Source organism: Lacipirellulaceae bacterium (assembly GCA_040218535.1).
Taxonomy (GTDB): Bacteria; Planctomycetota; Planctomycetia; order Pirellulales; family Lacipirellulaceae; genus Adhaeretor.
The window spans coordinates 1,814,377-1,835,218 of record JAVJRG010000005.1 but is presented as its reverse complement, the minus strand read 5'-3'; the positions used below and the strand labels follow the sequence as shown (position 1 = coordinate 1,835,218).

Below are 20,842 nucleotides of genomic sequence, written 5' to 3'. Positions count from 1 at the left end.
AACGAAAATGAAATTCAATAGCGACGAAATCGCCTCGGTCATTCAAAAAGAGATCGAAAACTACTCCGCTCAAATCGACGTCCGCGAAGTCGGTCGCGTTTTGGAAGTGGGTGACGGTATCGCCCAGGTGTACGGCCTTTCCGGTGTGATGGCCGGTGAAATGGTCGAGTTCGCCAACGGAACGATCGGCTTGGCGTTTAACCTGGAAGAAAACTCGGTCGGTATCATCATTCTTGGTGACTACCTCGAGATCAACGAGGGCGACGAAGTCCGCTCGACCGGCAAACTGCTTTCAGTGCCCGTGGGTGATGAACTGCTTGGCCGTGTGGTCGATCCGCTGGGCAATCCTCTCGATGGCAAAGGACCGATCGTCACCAACAACCGTCGCGACGTGGAAGTGATCGCCACAGGTGTTGCCGAGCGGCAGCCCGTGGGCGAGCCATTGCAAACTGGGATCAAAGCCGTCGATGCGATGACCCCGATTGGTCGCGGCCAACGTGAACTGATCATTGGTGACCGCAAGACCGGCAAGACGGCCATTGCTATCGACGCGATCATCAACCAGCGCGATTCGGGCGTGAAGTGCTTCTACGTGGCCGTCGGTCAGAAGGAATCGACTGTGGCTGGCGTCGTTGAGCAGCTTCGCGAAGCGGGTGCCATGGACTACACCACGGTGATTGTCGCCGGGGCGAGTGACCCTGCTCCTCTGCAGTACGTCGCTCCTTATGCCGGTACGGCTATGGCTGAAGAGTACATGTTCAATGGCGGCCACGCTTTGGTGGTTTACGATGATCTCTCCAAGCAGGCGGTCGCCTATCGACAACTCTCGTTGTTGATGCGTCGTCCGCCGGGACGTGAAGCATTCCCCGGTGACGTGTTCTACTGTCACAGTCGTTTGTTGGAACGTTCCGCGAAGCTAAGTGACGAGCTTGGCGGCGGTTCGATTACTTCACTGCCAATCATCGAAACGCTTGAGGGTGAGGTTTCCGCCTACATTCCGACCAACGTGATTTCGATTACCGACGGACAGATTTATCTGCAACCGGACTTGTTCTTCGCGGGTATTAAGCCGGCGATGAACGCTGGTATTTCGGTTTCGCGTGTCGGTGGTGCTGCTCAAATTAAGGCGATGAAGAAGGTCGCCGGTGGTTTGCGTCTCGACTTGGCTTCGTTCCGTGAACTTGAAGCGTTTGCTCAGCTTGGTACCGATCTCGATCCGGCCACGCAGGCACGCCTGGATCGCGGCTACCGCATGGTTGAGCTGCTGAAGCAAGGCCAGTACGCGCCGCTCGACGTGATCGATCAGGTGTTTGTGATCTATGCGGGTACCAAGGGACATCTTGATAAGGTGCCTGTTGATCGGATTGCTGAATGGGAAGACAAGTTCCTGACTTTCATGAAGGATCAGAAGCCTGAGATTGGCAAAGCAATCGAGGAGTCAGGCGACTTGAAAGATGATGTTGCTGAACAACTCGAAACAGCGTTGAAAGAGTTTGAAGCACAACACGACTTTGTCCCCGACGAAGAGGAAGTCGCCGCCACCGCGTAATGATTTCTTGGAAATAGGCAGCCGCGACCTAACAGGTCGCCGGTGAACAACGAGAGATTAAATTACCACTGTCGATTACGAAGAACCAATTGAGTTACTAGAGCACATTCCGGCGAGCTGTTAGCTCGCGGCTGCTCGAAAGAACAGTTTTACTCAGCAATGGCAAATTCCAGAGCACTTGATAAACGACGCAAGTCGATCCGGAACATCCGCAAGATCACGCGGACGATGGAGTTGATCGCCACAGCGCGATTCAAGAAAGCGATGGACCGCGCTGCCGCAGCGACGGCTTACACGAACCAAATCACACAGCTTGTCCGTGACCTCACCAAGACGGGACTAGAAGTAAGTCACCCGCTACTTGAGAAGCGTGAAGAGGTGACCAACGGCAAGCTCTTGGTGTTGACGGCCAATCGTGGTTTGTGCGGTGGTTTTAACGGCAATCTGACTCGTGCCGGATTGAATCGGTGGAAAGAGATTCAGGCTGAGGTCCCGAATTGCACCCTGGAAGTTGCCGGTAAACGAGGCATCAGTGGATTTGAGTTCCGCGGCCATCAACCCGACGAGTCGTTCACGCATTTTGAAGACAAGCCGACCTTTGCCGAGGTTGACGTCATTGCAAATCGGTACCTCGAAGCCTACACGCTTGGGGAGTTGGATCGGCTGGATGTCGTCTACATGAAGTTCAATTCGATCGCCCGTCAGGAAGTCGCGGTTGAAACCTTACTTCCCCTCGGATCAATCGGTGATGACGACAGTGAGGGAGAAGAGGCAGGCGGGCAGTCGCAGTACGAATTCCTACCCTCGCCTGAGAGTATCCTCGAGGAAGTCGTCCCGACCAGCTTCAAAGTCAAGCTGTTTAAGTGCTTCCTCGACTCGGCCGTGAGCGAACAGATCGCTCGGATGGTCGCAATGAAGAGTGCTACCGAAAACGCTGGCGAGCTGATCAAGTCGCTCAGTATGCAATACAACCGTGCCCGTCAGGGGCAAATTACCTCGGAACTGATGGATTTGATTGGTGGCGTCGAAGCGCTCAATTGATCCTAGTTCTGACACCAATTGAAACAAGACCACGAACCCTGTTACTGAAATTCTTATGTCAACTGCAACAGCAAACAACGTCGGACACATCACGCAGGTTATCGGCTCGACTTTCGATGTCGAATTCGCCGAAGATAGCCTTCCCGCGATCTATAACGCGGTGAAAGTCGATTCGGAAACCAAGGGTGTGAAGATCAGCCTTACCGGTGAGGTGCAGCAACAATTGGGTGGCGGTCGCGTTCGCTGCGTTGCTTTGGGTTCGACTGATGGTCTAATCCGCGGGCAGGAGTGCATCGACACCGGTAAGCCTGTGACAGTACCCGTTGGTGAAGCGACGCTCGGCCGTGTGTTCAACGTGATCGGTGACGCAGTCGATGGCCGTGGCGAAGTGGCCGCGGAAGAGCATTGGCCAATTCACCGTGAAGCTCCGCCGTTGGAAGATCTTTCAACCAAGACTGAGCTCTTCGAAACCGGCATCAAAGTGGTCGACTTGCTCACGCCGTTTGTGCGTGGTGGTAAGGCCGGTCTGTTTGGTGGTGCGGGTCTGGGGAAGACCGTTATTCTCACCGAGCTGATCGCTCGTATTGCGAGTGCCCACGGTGGTTATTCCGTGTTTGCTGGCGTCGGTGAGAGGACGCGCGAGGGAACGGACCTCTGGTTGGAAATGCAGGAAGCCAAGATCGGTGACACGGGCAAAAGCGTTATTGACCAAACCTGCATGGTGTTTGGCCAGATGAACGAACCACCTGGGTCGCGTCTCCGCGTGGCTCTGTCCGCTTTGACGATGGCCGAATACTTCCGTGATAAGACGGGTGCGGACACATTGTTGTTCGTCGATAACATTTTCCGCTTCTCCCAAGCGGGCTCGGAGGTGTCAGCTCTCTTGGGTCGTATGCCATCTGCCGTGGGTTATCAGCCGACGTTAGCGAGCGAGATGGGTGCCCTCCAAGAACGAATCGCTTCGACGAAGAACGGTGCGATCACCTCGGTACAGGCTGTCTATGTGCCTGCGGACGATCCGACCGACCCCGCCCCGGCGACAGCGTTTGGTCAGTTGGACGCGTTCCTTTACTTGGAACGTTCAATTTCTGAAAAGGGTATTTATCCTGCGGTCGATCCGCTCGCTTCATCGAGCCGTATTCTCGATCCGCAGTATGTGGGTGAACGCCATTACAACTGTGCTCGTAGGGTACAGACGACCTTGCAGCGTTACCGCGAACTGCAGGACATCATCGCGATTCTTGGTGTCGACGAGCTAAGCGAAGACGACAAGATGATCGTCCACCGTGCCCGTCGTATCGAACGATTCCTCTCGCAACCGTTCCTCGTGGCGGAAGTATTCACCGGCAAACCAGGTGAAATCACCTCGCTCGACGACACGATTCGCAGCTTCGAAGAAATTTGCGACGGCAAGTGGGATCACCTCTCTGAGGATGCCTTCATGTACGTCGGCCCGATTGAGCAAGCCGAAGAACAGTGGAAGAAGAGCCAGAAGTAGCGAGCTTAGGTTGTTAGGTTGTTAGGGGATTAGGTTTTAGGTCATTAGGGTTGGAATTGTCAGCTTAAGAGCCGTGAGGCGTCAGCCCACGGGTTGCATAACGAGAAACAGAACAGACATGGCCAACAATCTCCGCTGCGTTGTCGTTACCCCCGAAGAAACGGTTCTCGAAACCGAGGCCGACTTCGTTTCGCTGCCACTTTTCGACGGGGAGATGGGCGTCGCACGTCATCATGCCCCCATGATTGGACGGCTCGGTTACGGCGAGCTGCGTATCCGCACTACCGAAGGCGAGAAGCGTTTTTACGTCGACGGCGGCTTTGTTCAGATCGCGGACAACCTTGTTTCCGTTCTTACCAACCAGGCGAAGCTGCCTGCCAAGCTTGATGCTGGCGAGCTCCAGCAAGAGATCTCAACGGCCGTGAGCACTCGGACCGCGGGAGACGAGCAACTGGCGCTTCGTGAGAAGTCGCTGGCTCAACTGCGAGCGCAGCTTCGTGTGGCGAAGCGGAATTAGCAGGCGGCTAAGCCGATGAGCGGCTAATCGTCTTCCCAAACGTCACGCAAGCTCTTGGACGCTTGATAGCGGATACCTTCGTCGACCAGGATCTCTTCGGTCGTCGCTTCGATTTCTTCGCGGCGGAATACAAGCGATTCGCTGCGTCCAGCAACCTCGAAATTGAGAAACTCGTCGGTGCTGTTCTTGATCAGCTCAGCCAAATGTCGCAGGTTCTTGATCTTCGTGTCGTTGAGCGAGGTGATCACTCCCAGCGGGCGGTTGTCGTACCCCTTCGTGATCCGATGAGGGAACATTCGTGTCGCCATGATGACGATCTGCTCGCCCGGTTCGCTAGGACGATCGGTCATGCGATTGATTAGCGGATTCTCTAGCGAGATCAGCGCGCTCATTCCGCGACCGCCAATCGCGCGAACGTACTCTTGCGTCGCTGCCGTGAACACCATCGGACCGTAAATGAAGTAATCCGGATAGTTCTCTTTGAGCAGCGGAACGACAAGGTCGCGGTCCGCTTGCACGGGAACCTCCACCTCAACCGGCTCTCCATCACGCAACAGCTTTAGTGGCACAAGACCGCGACTCGGGTCGTCGGGATGCTCGGGGTCCGGCTTGGCGAGCTTGGGCACGTAGTAGAGAAACCGGAGCCGCAGTCCGTCTCGGACTTCTACGTAACCCTGATTGTCGATTTCGTGTTCACCGACGTGGGTAATGACGTCCCACGGCTGAAGCACCGAGTCATCTAAGTGGTGGTAGGGCGTCTTTACGGCGATGCCGGTCTCGTTCTTCTCCAGTTTGAGAAAGGATCGGAACGCCGGATTCTCGGCCGTTTGCAACTGATCGAGCAGCATCGGCTTACCGTGATACTTACCGTCCTCGACATCGGCGAGGAACGTGCGAATCTCCTCGGGAGGAATCAGGTAGCCAATGTTGTCCGCTTCCTGAATCTTGCTGAACACGAGCCCGGCGATCTTTCCTTCTTGGATGGCTGGACCCCCGCTATTGCCCGGGTTAAGGGCCGCATCGACTTGGATTCGAGCCCCCATTGCGCCATGGTAAAAGCCGGTGAACTCAATCCGCGAGACGATCCCGTCAGTCACGGAAAGGTCGTCGCCCCCGGTGGGGTATCCGTAGGCCGTGATGCGGGATTTGACTTCAGCGAGGTCGTCGCCGATCTCTAAGCCGGGAAGATCCTCCAGTGCCGACGGATCGAGCAATTCGACGATTGCCAAATCGATCCCCGGGGCGATCGCGACCACTTTAGCCGAGAGCTGATCGCCACCCTGTTGAAGTTGCACCAAAACCTGGCTGGCGTACATGACGACATGAGCGTTCGTGAGGATGCGATTCCCCGAGATCACGACGCCCGATCCAGAGCTCTTTGCTGGGCTGGCCTTCGTCCAGGGGCGAAAGAAATCAGGCCGGCGTTGCGTCATCTTTATTTTGACAACGTGAGCTTCAATTTTCGGTTCGGCTGCCGACTCTTTCTTAGCCGGCAACGCGGGTTTCTCAAGATCACTGACGGAGGACTCGGACTCAGTCGAAGGTTCAATGACCGCTGTTGATAGCTCTTCTCCTGACAGACAAAGACTTGCTTTGCCGAGAAGGCAACTTGAGAGCACTACAACGACAAGCGAGAAGGATTTCATCAAGGTTATCCAAGTTTCCTAGAGGAAGTTCACGGAGATTCGACATCTATGGGAAGTTCGAAAGAATGGCCTGTGGTCACTCAGGTTTCTCTTCTTTCGCGAGCTCGTATTTCCTTAGGACCACGTTCGCTTTCGTTTGACCGAGATTCAAGACCTGGCGAACACAGCCAACATCCGCAGCGAACCAATAGTCAGCATCGATATTGATTCCTTCAACGGCTGTGTTGAGCGTCACCCGGATGACATCGAACTTGCCTAACGGCGTCGTGATCACCTCAGCCGAAGTCTTGCAGGTGGTTTTTAGTTTGGTTCCGCCATGCTCGACCTCTTGTTGCCACCGGTCGCCGGGCTTCACGGGATTACGTAGTAGTTGAAGCGCGGGCGTCAGCTCGATTCCATTGTTGCGATGTCGGGCTAAGCCTCGTTTGTTGTTGCTCATGTGCTCGGTGGCTGAAACTTGCCCGTTAAATGCGGCCTCGAGCTTGTACAATTCCTGGTCGTTGATCTTTTCTTTTGAAGCAATGCGGCATTTCATCTCCAGCGTTTTACCCTGCACATCCATATCGTAGGTCCAGTTAGACCCCTTGCGCATCGGATAGAGAATCTGTGATGTGAGCTTGCCTTCGGCAACCAATTTCATGAGCCGGGAATCTTTCGCAGGCTGAGCGGAAGAAGGCGGGGCCTCCGCCACTGGCTGGGCACGGCTACTTGAGTTCGCGAGCAAGGCGATCAAAGCGGATAGTAAGAAATAAGAAGCTAAGTGTCGCTTGAGGTGCATCGCTACTCCCCTGGATTGAAAGATAAGTGCTGAAGAGGTGTGAGAAACTCCCGGCTGGGGCTGCGTTACACCTTAGCTGAGCCGGATGCATCGCTCAAATCGCTTCTTCTCCACGCTCGCCCGTACGGATGCGAATGCAGTCTTCAAGCGGCAGCACAAAGATCTTGCCGTCGCCAATCTGGCCTGTCTCGCCGGTGCGACCGCCCTGCAGAATGGCGTTGACCGTCGGCTCGACAAAGTCGTCATTCACGGCAATCTGCAACTGGACCTTGCGGAGAAGGTTGACGGTAATCTCGCGACCTCGATAGATCTCCGTCTGGCCCTTCTGACGACCGAAGCCTTGCACATCCATGATGGTGAGACGCACGACTTCGACCTCTGAGAGGGCCTGTTTCACATCTTCCAGCTTGCTTGGCTGGATCACGGCAATGATGAGCTTCATCGGTAGGGGACTAGGGATTAAGTGGTTAGGTAAGTAGGGTTGAACAGGAATGCGTTGACTGATTCTAGCCGTAATTCGTCTCGACCCTAACCACCTAATAACCTAATCCCCTGACCCACAGAAGGACAAGCCTCGCAAGACACCCCGGCTTGAGCGCACTTAGGCGGTAAAGCACGCCCAAGCCACTTGGGGCGTCCTTCTGGAGGAAGCGGTTTCTTAGAGAGTGGCACGCGGAGTGTGCCACTGACATGTTCTGAAGATTGAGCATCTGCTCAGAGGACTAGCTGTCAGCTATCAGCCGTCAGCTTTCAGCTTTGGAAGAGGCTGAGAATTGAGGGCTGAAAACTGATAGCCTGCCTTCGTTCCCGGCGACTATCGATGTTCGTTCCAAACCGCCGTTGAACCTAAACCTACTCGAAAGGCAACGAAAAAGTCCCGGCCTGGCCGCCAGTAGGCGGCGATCGGCGGCCAAGCCATTGGGACTTCAAAGCTCGACCCAGGCAAGAGTCGAACGCTTCATAGTTTCTAAACTCACCGCTGGCGGTTCTTGGAGGTAGCAAATCCGCCAGCGGTGAGAGTCGTCAAGCTGTCTCTCAACCAGTCGTATAGGCTTGCATGCCGTGCTCGCTGATATCCAAACCTTGCTGCTCTTCGGCTTCGCTCACACGGAGGATGCCCATGGCTTTGAGGATGGAGAACAGGATGAACATCGTCACGAATGCCCAGACACAGATAATCACTGTCGCCTTCAACTGAACGAAGAAGAAAGCACCTTGGGTGTCGATACCGTCTGGCAGATCGCCGAAGATACCCGTTGCGAGTCCGCCCCAGACTCCGCAGAGCCCGTGAACTGGCCAAGCACCGACAGGGTCGTCGATCTTGAGTTTGTCCAGAAGCACAATTCCGAGAACGACTAGCAGACCACCAACGGCTCCAATAATCAGAGCTTCTGGTTGACTTACGCGATCACAGTTAGCAGTGATCGCAACAAGGCCTGCGAGAGTGCCGTTCAATGCCATGGTGACATCTGGCTTCCCGAACATCGCCCAAGCGAAAATCATAGCTGCTACAGCACCGGCAGCGGCAGCGATGGTGGTGGTCAAGGCAATGTAAGTCGTTGCTTCAGCGTTCGCGTAGCCATCGTAGGTCAACTGGCTACCAGGGTTAAATCCGTACCACCCTACCCATAGGATGAATACACCCAGGGCAGCGAAGGCAACATTGTGGCCTGGCATAGGTACTGATTTTCCATTCACGTATCGACCAAGACGTGGACCTAGAATCATGGCACCAGCGAGACCGGCGAAACCGCCCACCGCATGCACCACCACTGATCCCGCAAAGTCTTGGAAGCCTTCTTGGTCGAGGAATCCCCCGCCCCATTTCCAAAAACCGCTAATTGGGTAGATGATACCTGTGAGAATCGCTGAATAGATGAGGTACGCCTTGAATTGCATACGTCCTGCTACAGCTCCAGAAACGATCGTTGCTGCGGTAGCAGCAAAGGCAACCTGGAATAGGAAGTCAGCTCCGCTACTTGCGTAGGCGGTCGCTGCAGTCTCTTCGGTTGCATCGTCGTTGTCGTTTGGTGGCGTTTCCCATGAGCCGTCTTCTGCAGCAACAGCGTCGCGAGAAACCCATGGCCCATCGTAACCGAAGTACGGGCTATCGGTACCGCTGTACATGATCCCCCAGCCGATGAACAGGTAGAGCAATACGCCCACCGATAAATCCATAACATTCTTGAAGAGAATGTTCACCGTGTTCTTGGCTGAGTTGAGGCCGACCTCAAGCATAGCGAAGCCAGCTTGCATGAAGATGACCAACACGGCACAGACAAACATGATCAACGTGTTGATGGTGTAGCCGAACTTGAAATCGGCACCGTCGTAATCGATTTCTTTCTTCGGACCCTCTTCTTCAGCTTCTTCCTCGGGTGCTTCGGACTCGGATTCCGTAGCCGTTTCCCCTTCTTCTTCACCTTGCGCGTAGGCCGTCGGCCCAACGCTTATGACTGTGAGCGACATGATTGCCGCGAGCAGGAGCGTCAGCCAGCGGCGCTCCGTGAGAGTAGACATCATCTGTAGTTACCCTTTGTGTTCGAGATTTCAGAAGGACGTAAATGGTGATTGCAGTGGTTTGAACAAACCGTTGGTTGAAGAAACCGCCTCTGCAATCTGCGGGCATGGCACCGTGCCGACCGCCTGACATTGCACTCAAATCTGGCGAGAGCGACTCGCTTTCCCTGCGAAACGCCCCACCGGCAATTGCTAGCGGGCAGGAGAGCAAGGTCTGTGCCAGACTTGACGCACCGTTTTCTATAGAAGCCGCAAGCCGTTTGTATACTATGATTTACGACGGAAAAAGAAGTTGCTTTTCTGGCCGGTTGTTCGCTCGAAAGCTAGCGATGCCTGAGGATGCATCAGAGATTGTCGCGCGGGTAGGCAGGCGAAAAGACGTATGTAGCCGCGAGCTAACAGCTCGCCGGTGAATTCTCGCAGGGTCAAACCTTGCGAGCCAGTTACCGGCAGCCCCCACAACAACTATTACTGGGGCTGCGGCTGCCTTGTGGAGAGATAGAGATACTGAGACTGGACTTAGTTACTTCGTCGCGGGCTCGACGCCCACCTCGGCAAACAGAGCGTCAACGAACTCGTCGGGCTTGAAGAGTGCCAAATCCTCTGGCTGCTCGCCGACGCCGACGTATTTCACGGGCAGGCCGACTTGCTGGCGGATCGCCACGACCACGCCTCCCTTGGCGGTGCCGTCGAGCTTTGCCAGGACGATCCCCGTGCAATCAACGGCTTCGGTGAACTTGCCTGCTTGACTGATACCGTTCTGGCCGGTGGTAGCGTCAAGAACGAGCAGAACCTCGTGGGGCGACTCGGGGATGAGCTTCTTAAGCGATTGCTGAATTTTGGTCAGCTCGGCCATGAGATTCTTCTGCGTCTGCAGCCGGCCTGCCGTATCTACGATGCAGACATCCGCTCCCGTCTCGATGGCTCGTTCCACGGCCTTGTAAGCGACGGTGGCCGGATGGGTGCCCTGCTCTTCTTTGACAATGTCCACGCCGAGTCGCTCTGACCAGATGGTCAGTTGCTCAACGGCTGCCGCGCGAAACGTGTCGCCAGCCCCTAGGACCACCTTGCGACCCTCATCGACGAACATCTTGGAGAGTTTCGCAATCGAAGTCGTCTTGCCCGCTCCGTTGACGCCGGCGACCATAATGACCGTTGGGCCGCTGGCAGCAAACCCAATCGGTGACGCGTCTTGTGCCATCAGCTCCGAGAGCTTCTCTTTCCAGGTGGCCACGACATCTTCGAGCTGGACGACCCTGCCTCGGAAGTTCTTAGCGACCTCAGCGACGATCTCTTCCACGGAGTCGTAGCCCATGTCAGTTTTGAATAGGAGAGCACGCATCTCATCGAGGAATTCCTCGTCGATGAGGCGTCCTTCACTCTTGAAAAGGTCGCGGACGTCGGTCTTGAGTACGTCTTTGGTTTTCTTGAGACCGCGTTTGAATTTATCGAATAAGCCCATGAATCAAGGATGAAGGCAGAGGGATGAAGGATGAAGTTTCTTTATATTCATCATTCATCACTTATCATTCATCGTTCCTTTCAATTAGTTTATCAAGGATGCCATTGACGAATTGGGAGCTTTGCTTGGCGCCGAAGCGTTTGGCTAGCTCGACGGCCTCGTCGATGGCGACGTTGGGTGGGGTTTCAGTGAAGCGGATTTCATAGGCTGCCAATCGCATGAGGTTGCGGTCCGTGGCCGCCATCCGTCGCAGGGTCCAATTCTCAGCATGTTTTTCGAGTAGTTCGTCGAGTTCCTGCTGATTTCTTTTGACACCCAAGACAAGCCCTTTCGCGAAGTCACGCAGATCTTCCTCTCGAAGCCGCGCACCGAGAAAGGCGCCCAGCTTGTTAAGCGAAGCCTCTTCGTTGATGGGGTCGGGATTCAGGTCGTCTTGGAAAAGGACCTGCAACGCGACTTCGCGTGCACGGGTACGGCGGGACATGATTGGGTTGCTAGCTTGCTTGTCTTGTTGACTGCTTGCGGGGCGATAACGCTCCAAGATTGGTGCATCCTAGTAATGACCAATGTCCAAGTCCCAATGACCAGTCTTGAAAGATAATACTGGTCATTGGGGCTTGGACATTGCTGCTTGCAGTATTCTACGCTTCGGGCATGGTCCTGAGCAATCCGACCATGTGCAGGGCCGCTTCAGCACATTCGTTGCCCTTGTTGCCGACTTCCCCCCCTGCACGGGCGAGGGCTTGCTCCAGTGATTGGACGGTCAGCAGACCAAGCGGAAGCGGCAGTTCGCACTCCAGAGAAATCTGACTGAGCGCCAGGCTCACTCCGCGATTGATGTGCTGATCGTGCGTGGTTTCACCCTGGATGACGACGCCCAGACAAATCACCGCTGCGTAGTCGCCGCTTCGTGCTAATTGTTGAGCAGCAAGTGGCAGTTCCCAAGAGCCAGGCACGCGAGCCACGTGAATCGCATGGTCAGCGACACCCGCAGCAAGCAGCGTTTCGACAGCCCCATCGAGCAATTTATCGGTAACAAGCTGATTCCACTGGGCCACGACGATCGCGTAGCGATCTTTGGGATCGGTTTCTTGTGGTTTGAATTCTTCAGGCATTTTGAAGGTTGGAGTCGCGGAAAAGTGTAACAACCCCTAGCTTGCGCTAGGGGCTAGGGTTGTATCAGTCGTGAACGAAAAAACTGGCAAACCCCTAGCCCCTAGCGCAAGCTAGGGGTTCGAAGCCTCTGAAAAGGCAACCTCAATCCTCTTTCATGCTCAGCAGAAATTCAGCATTCGACTTCGTCTTGGAGAGTCGCGTGGTCAGCAATTCCATCGCGTCGGGGCCGTTCATCTCGCTGAGGACCCGTCGCAGGAGGCACACACGACGGTATTCCTCGGGGTCCATCAGCATTTCTTCGCGACGGGTGCCACTGCGGTTAATGTCGATAGCGGGCCAGACGCGGCGGTCGACTAAGGCCCGGTCGAGGACGATTTCCTGGTTGCCCGTGCCTTTGAACTCTTCAAAAATCACCTCATCCATGCGGCTACCAGTATCGATCAGTGCCGTGGCGATAATCGTCAGCGAGCCGCCCTCCTCGACTTTACGAGCGGAGCCGAAGAAGCGTTTGGGGCGTTGCATGGCGTTGGCGTCGATACCGCCCGAGAGCACCTTGCCGCTGCTGGGGCATTCGCTGTTCCAAGCTCGGGCGAGCCGTGTGATGGAATCGAGGAAAATGACGACGTCGCGGCCGTACTCGACCATCCGCTTTGCCTTTTCGATCACCATATCGGCCACTTGGACGTGCCGGGCTGAGGTTTCGTCGAACGTGCTGCTGATGACCTCGCAGTTGGGGCCCTTCACCTCGCGCTCCATGTCGGTCACTTCTTCGGGCCGCTCGTCAATCAGCAGCATGACAACATGGGCATCTGGGTAGTTGGCGAGGACACTTTGGGCCATTTTTTGCATCAAGATCGTCTTACCAGCACGCGGCGGGCTGACGATGAGGCCGCGTTGGCCGAACCCAATAGGCACAATCATGTCGACCACCCGCATCGCAATCTCGTCCGCAGTGGTTTCCATGCGGATGCGCTCGTCGGGATGGTTGGGCGTGAGATTGTCGAACAAGACCTTCTTATTGACGAGGTCGGGGTCTTGGCCATTGATCGCTTCAACACGCAATAGCGCGAAGTAACGCTCGTTCTCTTTCGGGGGTCGAATCGTTCCCGCGACGGTAGCACCGGTTTGCAGCCCAAAACGGCGGATTTGGCTAGGCGAAACGTAGATGTCGTCCGGGCAGGAGAGGTAGTGATAGTCGGGAGAGCGGAGGAATCCGAATCCGTCAGGGAGGATCTCCAAGGTTCCCTCGCCAAACATCATCCCTTCGAGCTTCACCCTGGCCTTGAGGATGCGGAAGATGAGTTCCTGCTTCCGCAGGCCGCTCGCTTCTTCAATCTGCTCTTCCTCGGCCACCTGCATGAGCTCAGGCATGCTCATCTTCTGCAGCGCAGCGATATGCACATTGTTGTCCGGCTTATCGGCCTGCTCGATCTTCTTGCCGACACGACGGACGCGTTCGGCCGCTTTATCGAGTTCTTCCGCAATCGAAAGCGGTTCCTCGCGTTCAAGATCAGCGAGAAGTTTTGTATCGATGTTGCTGGGGACGTTGTCGCGCCGGCCGCGGTCGTAAGACCGGCCTCGGTTGGATCGCTGTGGACTGGGCCGCTGTGAGCGGCCGTGATTTTCACTCATGGTAGGCTCCGGAAATCGAAAAGCAGGGGGCGACGCACGGAAGGCGTCGGAGGGAGGAAGACTTTGATGGGGTGGGAAGTTTTGAGGCAAGACTGATCGACCATTCGACATGCTGAATGAGCATGCAAAATACGAGGACCCGGTCTGGCCGCTACAGTAGCAAATGAGAAAAATAGGTAGGATTCTAAAGCTGCGAGCTGAGTTACCCGAGCATGACTTCAAAAATTGACGCGGCTAGAAGGCGGGTCCGCATCGTTATCTCAGTATTGCAGGCAACCGCTCGATGGCAAAGCCTATTCACGGAAAATGCCGGAATTTGCTGAGCGAAACTGTTGCCGCATGAAAGACTTGCTGCACTCACCCGACGATCTGCAACCAAACCTGTTCGACCTCGCGCCGGAGATCCTCAGTTGAGCCACTGTTGTCGATAATGTGGGTAGCCGTCTCTCTTTTCTTCGCTATCGGCAATTGAGCGGACTCTCGTCGAGAAAAATCCTCCTGGCTCCAGCCGCGATCTCCCGCTCTTGTTTTGCGGTTGGCCTCTGGAGTATCGATAAAAACGAGAAACTCGCAGATTTTTTCCCAACCTGCTTCCAACAGCAGAGGAGCGTCGATCACGACAGCTTTCGGTGTTGTTGACACTTGGGAATCAGCCAATTCCGCAATCTTCACCTCTGCTTTCGCACGAATTTTTGGGTGCAACAACCCTTCGAGGAAGTCCCGCTCCTCGCGAGCTTTTACGTCTTCGCCGAAGACTCGCTTGGCGATCGCTTGTCGATCGACGTTACCGTCTGGGGAAAGTATGACGTCGCCCCAGCGCTCGACGAGTTGTTCTCGAACCGAGGGATCTTCCAAGGCGGCATGAGCCATCTTGTCTGCGTCCAAGACCACAGCACCGAGTTCGGCAAACGCCGCGGCAACGGTGGACTTTCCGCTGGCGACACCTCCGACGAGTCCGATGATCTTCATGGCTTTAGTCGCACTCCGCCCAATTGGGGCCTGTTTTCACGTCGACCTTGAGAGGCACGTCGAGCGTCATCACGTTGGTCATCTCCTCCTCGACCAGTTTTGCAAGTGGGTCGATTGCTTCCGGGGAAGCTTCGAAGAGCAACTCGTCGTGAATCTGAAGGATCATCTTGGCCTCGAGCGGTTCTTCCTTGAGGCGGCGATGCACTGCCAGCATTGCCAGTTTGATGAGGTCGGCTGCCGAGCCTTGGATGACGGAGTTTACCGCGGTCCGTTCAGGCAAGTTCAATTGGCGAAGCTGACCGTTCTTCGGTTCGCGAAGGCCTTCCGGGACCGGTCGAACGCCCGAGACCGCTCGGCGACGACCTAGAAGAGTCGTCACATAACCACGATTGCGGCAGGATTCGAGCGTTTCCACAAAGAAGTCCAACACGCCGGGATAACTGGCGAAGTAGGTTTCAATAAAGTCCGCGGCGTCTTCTTTGGTGATATCCAATGCCTTCGCCAAGCCGAACGGGCTCTGACCGTAGATGATTCCAAAGTTGACGGCCTTGGCGGCGCGTCGCATGTCGGGAGTCACGTCTTCAAGTGCGACATCGTTGACCTGGCTGGCGACTAGACGGTGAATGTCTTCGTCGGCGGCAAAGGTATCACAAAGCGAGAGGTCGCCGCAGTAGTGGGCCAACACTCTCAACTCGATTTGCGAATAGTCAGCGGCTAGCAATAACCAATCAGGTTTCTCTGGGCGAAACGCCGAGCGAATCTCGCGGCCTTCGGCAGTGCGGACGGGGATGTTTTGCAAGTTCGGATTGCTGCTGCTGAGCCGTCCCGTAGAGGCGACCACCTGGTTGAGCGAGCCATGCACCCGACATGTCGTTGGATGTACCAGCTTAGGCAGTGCATCAATGTAGGTGCTGAGGAGCTTGGAGTATTGCCGGTACTCAACGATCTTCGCTGGCAGTGGATGTTGGGAAGCCAACTCCTCAAGCACACTCGCATCGGTACTTGCGCCAGTCTTGGTGCGTTTGATGACGGGCAGCCCCAGTTCTGTGAATAAGACTTCGGCCAACTGTTTGGGCGAACCTATGTTCAGCGGATGTCCTGCCATCCCTTCGATCTCGGCTTCCAGCATCGCCAGCTTCTCTGTGTAAGCTTCGCTTAACTCAGCGAGACGTTCGGTATCGACGCATACGCCTTGGTGTTCGATTTCAGCGAGAACTTCGATCAGTGGGGTTTCGAGCGTTTCGTTGAGCTCAACGAGCCCCTCCTTTTCAAGCCGTTCTTGGAGAATCGGAAGTAGCCGGAGCGGAACGTCAGCATCCTCAGCGGCGTAATCGCTCACCTCAGGGACGGGGGCCTCGTCCATTCGGCGTTGGTTTTTGCCCTTGCCAATGAGATCCTCGATCTTGCTCATCGTGTGGCCGAGGTAGCGCTCTGAGAGCAAGTCAAGGTTGTAGCTGCGCTCGCCCGCTTCCAGCAGATAGCTCGCCACCATCGTGTCGAACTCCACGCCGGCCATCTCGATGCCGATGTTTCGAAGGACAACCATGTCGTACTTGATGTTCTGGCCAATTTTGCCGATCGCCGGGTCTTCGAAAATCGGTTTCAATAGAGCCGCTGCTTGATCGGGATCGACCACTGTGGAGCCTTCAGGACCACGCACTGCCACGTAGTAAGCCTCGCCTGGTTGCCAGCAGAATGAGTAGCCGACCAAGTCGGCATGTCGCGGAGAGACGTCTGTGGTTTCGGTGTCGATGGAGATCAGCTCTTGCTGCGCGAGCTTTGCCGCGAGTTCTTCGAGCCCCTCCAGGGTATCGACAAGATGGTAATCCGCTTCCCAAGTTGCGGTCTTCTTGATGCTTCCCGACAGCGACGAAGCAGTGGCCAACTCCTTAATACGATCGCCAAGCGCTCGGAAACCATAGTCGCGGAATAATTCTTCGAGTCGCGGGACATCCATTGATCCAACTTGCATGGCTTGCCAGTCAGGCTCGATGGGCACGTGCTGGTCGAGCTCGACCAGCTTGCGAGAAATGAGTGCATCTTCGCGAAAGTCGATCAAGTTCTGTTTGCGTTTCTTGCCGGAAACTTCTTCGGCATTGTCGAGAACCTCCTCGACCGTGCCGAAGCGATCGAGCAGCTCGCTGGCGATCTTCGGCCCAATGAGCGGCACGCCTGGGACGTTATCGACCTTGTCGCCAACTAATGCCTGAAAATCAACAACTTGGTCAGGCCGGATTCCCCAGTCGCCAAACAGATCGACTGCGTTGTAGTGCTGATCTTTGCGGATGTTGTAGATGTCGACATTCTCGGTAATCAGTTGGCGGCAATCTTTATCTCCGGTGACCACCGAGCACTTCGCTCCCGCCTCGTCACACAGCCGAGATAAAGTCGCCAGAATATCGTCGGCTTCGAAACCCTCGTAATCCAAAATCGGAATGCCCATAGCCGTCACGAGATCACGTATTTTCGGAAGTTGCGACCGCAACTCGGCGGGCATCTCGCCCCGATCTTCCTTGTACTTGTCGTACATCTCGTGGCGGAATGTCGGGCCAGAGAGATCGAACGCACAGACGAGGGCCGTCGGCTGTTTGCGTTCGATGATTTGGAGCATATCTCGTGCGAAGCCGTAGACGGCCCCGACCGGCTCGCCCTGGGGGCTGGTCATGTCCGAGGCGTTCATCGCGTGAAATACCTGGAAAATCAGCGAGTGAGCGTCGACCGCATAGACCGTCCAGTCAGGGCCGAGTTTCGTAGGCGCTGCCGCGACCGCTGCGGCGGACGCCACTTCGGGATATGGTGATGCTTCCTCGCCTGAAGGAGCTACCGCTGTGGCTGGCTGGGGGGGCGCATCTGCCGAAGTCTTCTCCGTAATCTCATCTGGGTCGGTGCCGAATAGTTTGGCTTGTCTGGGGCTTTTCGGCACGATTTAGCTCGAAGAGGTGGTGGAATCGCAACACGGCAGGTAGCTCGAGCCTTTAGCTTACCGCGAGCGACGAGTCTTCGTGAATTGGTCACGGCGGGTGGCATTCGATATAATCGGATTATCCCAACTCTGGGAAGTTGTGGGACCCTCATGAACGTCAGAGACGTTGATGGTCGCGCTGGCGTGAGGGGCCGTTTGGTGCGGGATTCGCATTTCGTTGACACTACCTAATCCCCCAACTAAGCTCGACTTACAGCATTTTCCTACCTGGGCCCGCTTATCATGCATGGGCTCTGGACCAGCAGAGCGTCTTGAAAACAGACGTGCGGAACAGCATCTAATCAGAGACAGTATCTCTCAGAAAAACGCAGAGGTAATCCATGGCCGCGAAAGAAAACCAAGGCCTGCAGGCAATCATCATCGTCCTCACACTTTTGGTCCTGGGCCTACTAGTGGCAGTCTTCCTGGTGAACAACGCCAAGAAGACCGCGGTCGCTCGCGCTGATCAACTGCAGTCGAGCTACACGGAAGCTCAGACCGCGCAGAGCACGCTCCAAGAAGAAGCCAACAACTACAAGAGTTGGATCGGCTTCTCAACGGAAGACCCGATCACGACTTTGCGAGAGCCGTTTCAGGCGGACATGGAACGCTATGGGAAGAACTTTGCCGAAGAAGAACGTAGCTACCGTCGCATCTTGGAGCAGATCGAAAACGATTACAACAAGATGTCTCAAGATGAAGCCAACGCCAAAGAGCAGGTGAAGGATCTCAAGCAACGTTTGTTGGCGGTTGAGGCAGCGAAAGACGCGCAGGTGAAAGCCTACGAGCAGGAGCTCCAGGATGTCAAAGCAGACGCTGCAAGTGAACGTGTGAAGTTCGATAAGCAGTACAAAGATATCAATGCCGAGAAAGACAAGATTTCGGAGCAGCTAGCCACTCAGCGTGCTGAGCATGATGAACAGATTGCCAAGCTGAGGTCTTCGATTACCAACCTGAATGACAAAATCGCTAAGCTTGACCGTGCCAACGACCTGCTTTTGTCTGAGCGTCAAAGTCCTGATCCTTTCGCTGAGCCTGCGGATGGGAAGATCACCTGGGTCAACCAACGTTACGGCAAGGCTTGGATCAACCTCGGCTCTGCTGATGGATTACGTCCGCAAGTGACCTTCAGTGTGTACTCGCCTGATGAAGCCGACGCGGCGCTCGCCGTGAAAAAGGGAACCATCGAAGTGGTCCGCGTGATGGAACCGCATCTTGCTGAGGTCCGTATTACGGGTGATAAATCGACGAATCCCGTCATGCCTGAGGACAAGATCTACAGCCAAGTCTGGGACCGTGGTCGCAAGGTTGGGTTTGCGTTTACCGGCTTTATTGACGTAGATGGTGACGACCAGAGCGATCAGGCTCTCATGCGGCGGATCATCAACACCAGCGGCGGCGACGTCGATGCTTACCCTGCGGACTATAAAAATGAAGAGGGTAAGCTGGTTGTGGGCGAGATGGATGTCGCCACACGGTTTCTCGTACTAGGTGAGCGACCGAGAGAAACCGACGGCAATCCCGAAGAGATGCGACACCTTGGTCAAGCCTACGATCGCATGAGCGAAGACGCTGACTCGCTTGGAATTGAGACGATCGCCCTCGATGAGTTTATTACTCTCATGGGATGGCGTCCTGACAATCGGGCGGTGACCCTTGGCCCTTCAGCACGTCCTGATGCGTTTCCAGCTCAACCGGCAACTCAAGAGTTGCCACGCAAGCGAACGCAGCCCACCGGAACCTTCCGCAAGCGGTTACCTCCGACGCCGTACTAGGATCCTGCTCGGGCAACGTTTCTTGTGACACAGGTTTCGAGCAGGCTCTCCGTCAGCACATCGAACAAGAGATCAAGTTCTTCTTCGCTGATCACCGGCGGTGGCATGAGCACGACGACGTCCCCTAGAGGGCGAAGCCAGACACCTTTCTGCGTGGTTACTCGACAGACATGGTAGCCGATGCGTTCGTTGGGCTCGTAGCTTGTCATCGTTTCTCGATCAGACACAAGCTCGATTGCTGCCATCAGCCCTAGTTGGCGGATGTCGCCAATATGCGGACCGATTTCTGAGTGCTTGCTGAGCCTTTCGAGTCGCTGCTGAAGCTGCTCAACACGTGGCGGCAAGACTTCTGCGAGCATCTTTGTCTCTTCGATCAAATCGAGAGACGCAAGCGCGACCGATGCAGCCAGGGGATTTCCGCCGAAGGTGTGCCCGTGATAGAAGGTTCGTTGCTCGCTGAATTCTCCGAGAAACGCTTGATAGACTTCCGGTGTGACCAGTGTTGCAGCCATCGGTAAGTAGCCCGCGGTGAGGCTTTTTCCTAGGCACATCAGGTCGGGGACGACGTCTTCGTGCTCGCAGGCGAACATCTTGCCACTGCGTCCGAACCCCGTGACGATTTCGTCGGCGATCATCAACACGCCGTACTTGGTGCATAGCTCTCGAACCCCACGCAGATAACCCGGCTGCTGCATCAGTAGGCCAGCGGCGCCTTGCATGAGGGGTTCAATCACCAGAGCAGCGATCGTTTCATGCTGCTCAATGAGTACGGCTTCTAGTTTCGAGAGGTGCTCACTTGCTGAACCGTAGCGTCGGTCTGGAGAAGGAACACGGACGACTTCGCACAGTAACGGGCCGAAGATTTCGTGGAAGTGTTCGATTCCGCCGACGGCAGTGCTGCCGAGAGTGTCACCGTGGTAGGCATTGCCAAATGCGAGGTACTTTCTTTTTTGGGGCTGGGGCTCGTCGCATTGCTGCCAGTATTGGTAGCTCACCTTAAGTGCAACCTCCACGGCGGAAGCACCGTCGCATGAGTAGAAGACGTGCTCCAGCTCACCGGGACTGATGTCAGCAAGCCGTTTGGCCAACTCAATTGCCGGAGGATTGCTCATTCCCAGGGTGGTCGCATGGGAGAGACAATCAACTTGCTGGGTGATCGCGGCGTTCAGCCTTGGATGATTGTGTCCATGGAGATTGCACCAGAGGCTACTCACGCCATCGAGATATCGCTTTCCATTGACGTCAAACAGGTAGCACCCCTCGCCACGCTCGGCGATCAGAGGCTCGTACTCCGCCATCTGGGTGAAAGCGTGCCAAAGGTAGTGGCGGTCCCAATCGTGAAGTTCTTTGGGGCTGGGGTTCTCTGAAGTTGGCATA

Annotated in this window: 16 protein-coding genes; 5 read left to right on the top strand and 11 right to left on the bottom strand. The window is 55.5% G+C overall.

Translation table 11 applies throughout. From position 1 onward, the window contains the following. Window positions 1-7 precede the first annotated feature (7 nt). From atpA to atpC, 4 genes are all read left to right on the top strand, one after another. On the top strand, window positions 8-1,549 hold the full coding sequence (atpA, locus tag RIB44_07510) for a F0F1 ATP synthase subunit alpha (protein ID MEQ8616427.1): 1,542 nt from the start codon (window positions 8-10) through the stop codon (window positions 1,547-1,549). Between the two features lie 159 nt (window positions 1,550-1,708). Beyond that, window positions 1,709-2,590, top strand: a complete 882-nt coding sequence (gene atpG / locus RIB44_07505; GenBank protein MEQ8616426.1) for an ATP synthase F1 subunit gamma — start codon at window positions 1,709-1,711, stop codon at window positions 2,588-2,590. 55 nt (window positions 2,591-2,645) lie between these two features. Beyond that, entirely contained in the window at window positions 2,646-4,088 is a 1,443-nt protein-coding gene (gene atpD / locus RIB44_07500; GenBank protein ID MEQ8616425.1) for a F0F1 ATP synthase subunit beta, read from the top strand. A gap of 118 nt (window positions 4,089-4,206) precedes the next feature. Beyond that, the gene (gene atpC, locus RIB44_07495) at window positions 4,207-4,605 is read left to right on the top strand and encodes an ATP synthase F1 subunit epsilon (GenBank protein ID MEQ8616424.1); all 399 of its coding nucleotides are present in this window, start codon (window positions 4,207-4,209) and stop codon (window positions 4,603-4,605) included. A 23-nt stretch (window positions 4,606-4,628) separates the two neighbouring features. Here atpC and RIB44_07490 read toward each other — a convergent pair whose 3' ends face one another. The 10 genes from RIB44_07490 to polA all read right to left on the bottom strand — a co-directional run bounded on the left by RIB44_07490 (window position 4,629) and on the right by polA (window position 17,651). Beyond that, on the bottom strand, window positions 4,629-6,251 hold the full coding sequence (locus RIB44_07490) for a trypsin-like peptidase domain-containing protein (GenBank protein ID MEQ8616423.1): 1,623 nt from the start codon (window positions 6,249-6,251) through the stop codon (window positions 4,629-4,631). Window positions 6,252-6,327: 76 nt separating this feature from the next. After that, window positions 6,328-7,029, bottom strand: coding sequence for a hypothetical protein (locus RIB44_07485; protein MEQ8616422.1), 702 nt, complete (start codon window positions 7,027-7,029; stop codon window positions 6,328-6,330). 94 nt (window positions 7,030-7,123) lie between these two features. Continuing rightward, complete coding sequence (locus RIB44_07480) at window positions 7,124-7,471, bottom strand: P-II family nitrogen regulator (GenBank protein ID MEQ8616421.1); 348 nt, start codon at window positions 7,469-7,471, stop codon at window positions 7,124-7,126. Window positions 7,472-8,064: 593 nt separating this feature from the next. Then, window positions 8,065-9,549, bottom strand: a complete 1,485-nt coding sequence (gene amt / locus RIB44_07475) for an ammonium transporter (GenBank protein ID MEQ8616420.1) — start codon at window positions 9,547-9,549, stop codon at window positions 8,065-8,067. Between the two features lie 523 nt (window positions 9,550-10,072). After that, complete coding sequence (gene ftsY, locus RIB44_07470) at window positions 10,073-11,011, bottom strand: signal recognition particle-docking protein FtsY (protein MEQ8616419.1); 939 nt, start codon at window positions 11,009-11,011, stop codon at window positions 10,073-10,075. 64 nt (window positions 11,012-11,075) lie between these two features. Continuing rightward, the gene (gene nusB / locus RIB44_07465; protein MEQ8616418.1) at window positions 11,076-11,495 is read right to left on the bottom strand and encodes a transcription antitermination factor NusB; all 420 of its coding nucleotides are present in this window, start codon (window positions 11,493-11,495) and stop codon (window positions 11,076-11,078) included. 157 nt (window positions 11,496-11,652) lie between these two features. Beyond that, window positions 11,653-12,126, bottom strand: a complete 474-nt coding sequence (gene ribH, locus RIB44_07460; GenBank protein ID MEQ8616417.1) for a 6,7-dimethyl-8-ribityllumazine synthase — start codon at window positions 12,124-12,126, stop codon at window positions 11,653-11,655. 142 nt (window positions 12,127-12,268) lie between these two features. After that, a complete protein-coding gene (gene rho, locus RIB44_07455) occupies window positions 12,269-13,528 on the bottom strand; it encodes a transcription termination factor Rho (GenBank protein ID MEQ8616416.1) in 1,260 nt (419 codons plus the stop codon). A 588-nt stretch (window positions 13,529-14,116) separates the two neighbouring features. Then, on the bottom strand, window positions 14,117-14,728 hold the full coding sequence (coaE, locus tag RIB44_07450) for a dephospho-CoA kinase (protein ID MEQ8616415.1): 612 nt from the start codon (window positions 14,726-14,728) through the stop codon (window positions 14,117-14,119). 4 nt (window positions 14,729-14,732) lie between these two features. Next, window positions 14,733-17,651 (bottom strand): DNA polymerase I, encoded by a 2,919-nt coding sequence (gene polA / locus RIB44_07445; GenBank protein ID MEQ8616414.1) that lies wholly within the window; start codon window positions 17,649-17,651, stop codon window positions 14,733-14,735. 380 nt (window positions 17,652-18,031) lie between these two features. Here polA and RIB44_07440 point away from each other — a divergent pair, with 380 nt between their 5' ends. After that, complete coding sequence (locus tag RIB44_07440) at window positions 18,032-19,465, top strand: hypothetical protein (protein ID MEQ8616413.1); 1,434 nt, start codon at window positions 18,032-18,034, stop codon at window positions 19,463-19,465. On the opposite strand, the gene bioA is transcribed toward RIB44_07440, so the two are convergent. Then, the gene (bioA, locus tag RIB44_07435) at window positions 19,462-20,841 is read right to left on the bottom strand and encodes an adenosylmethionine--8-amino-7-oxononanoate transaminase (protein ID MEQ8616412.1); all 1,380 of its coding nucleotides are present in this window, start codon (window positions 20,839-20,841) and stop codon (window positions 19,462-19,464) included. The genes RIB44_07440 and bioA overlap by 4 nt on opposite strands. Window position 20,842: the final 1 nt, after the last annotated feature.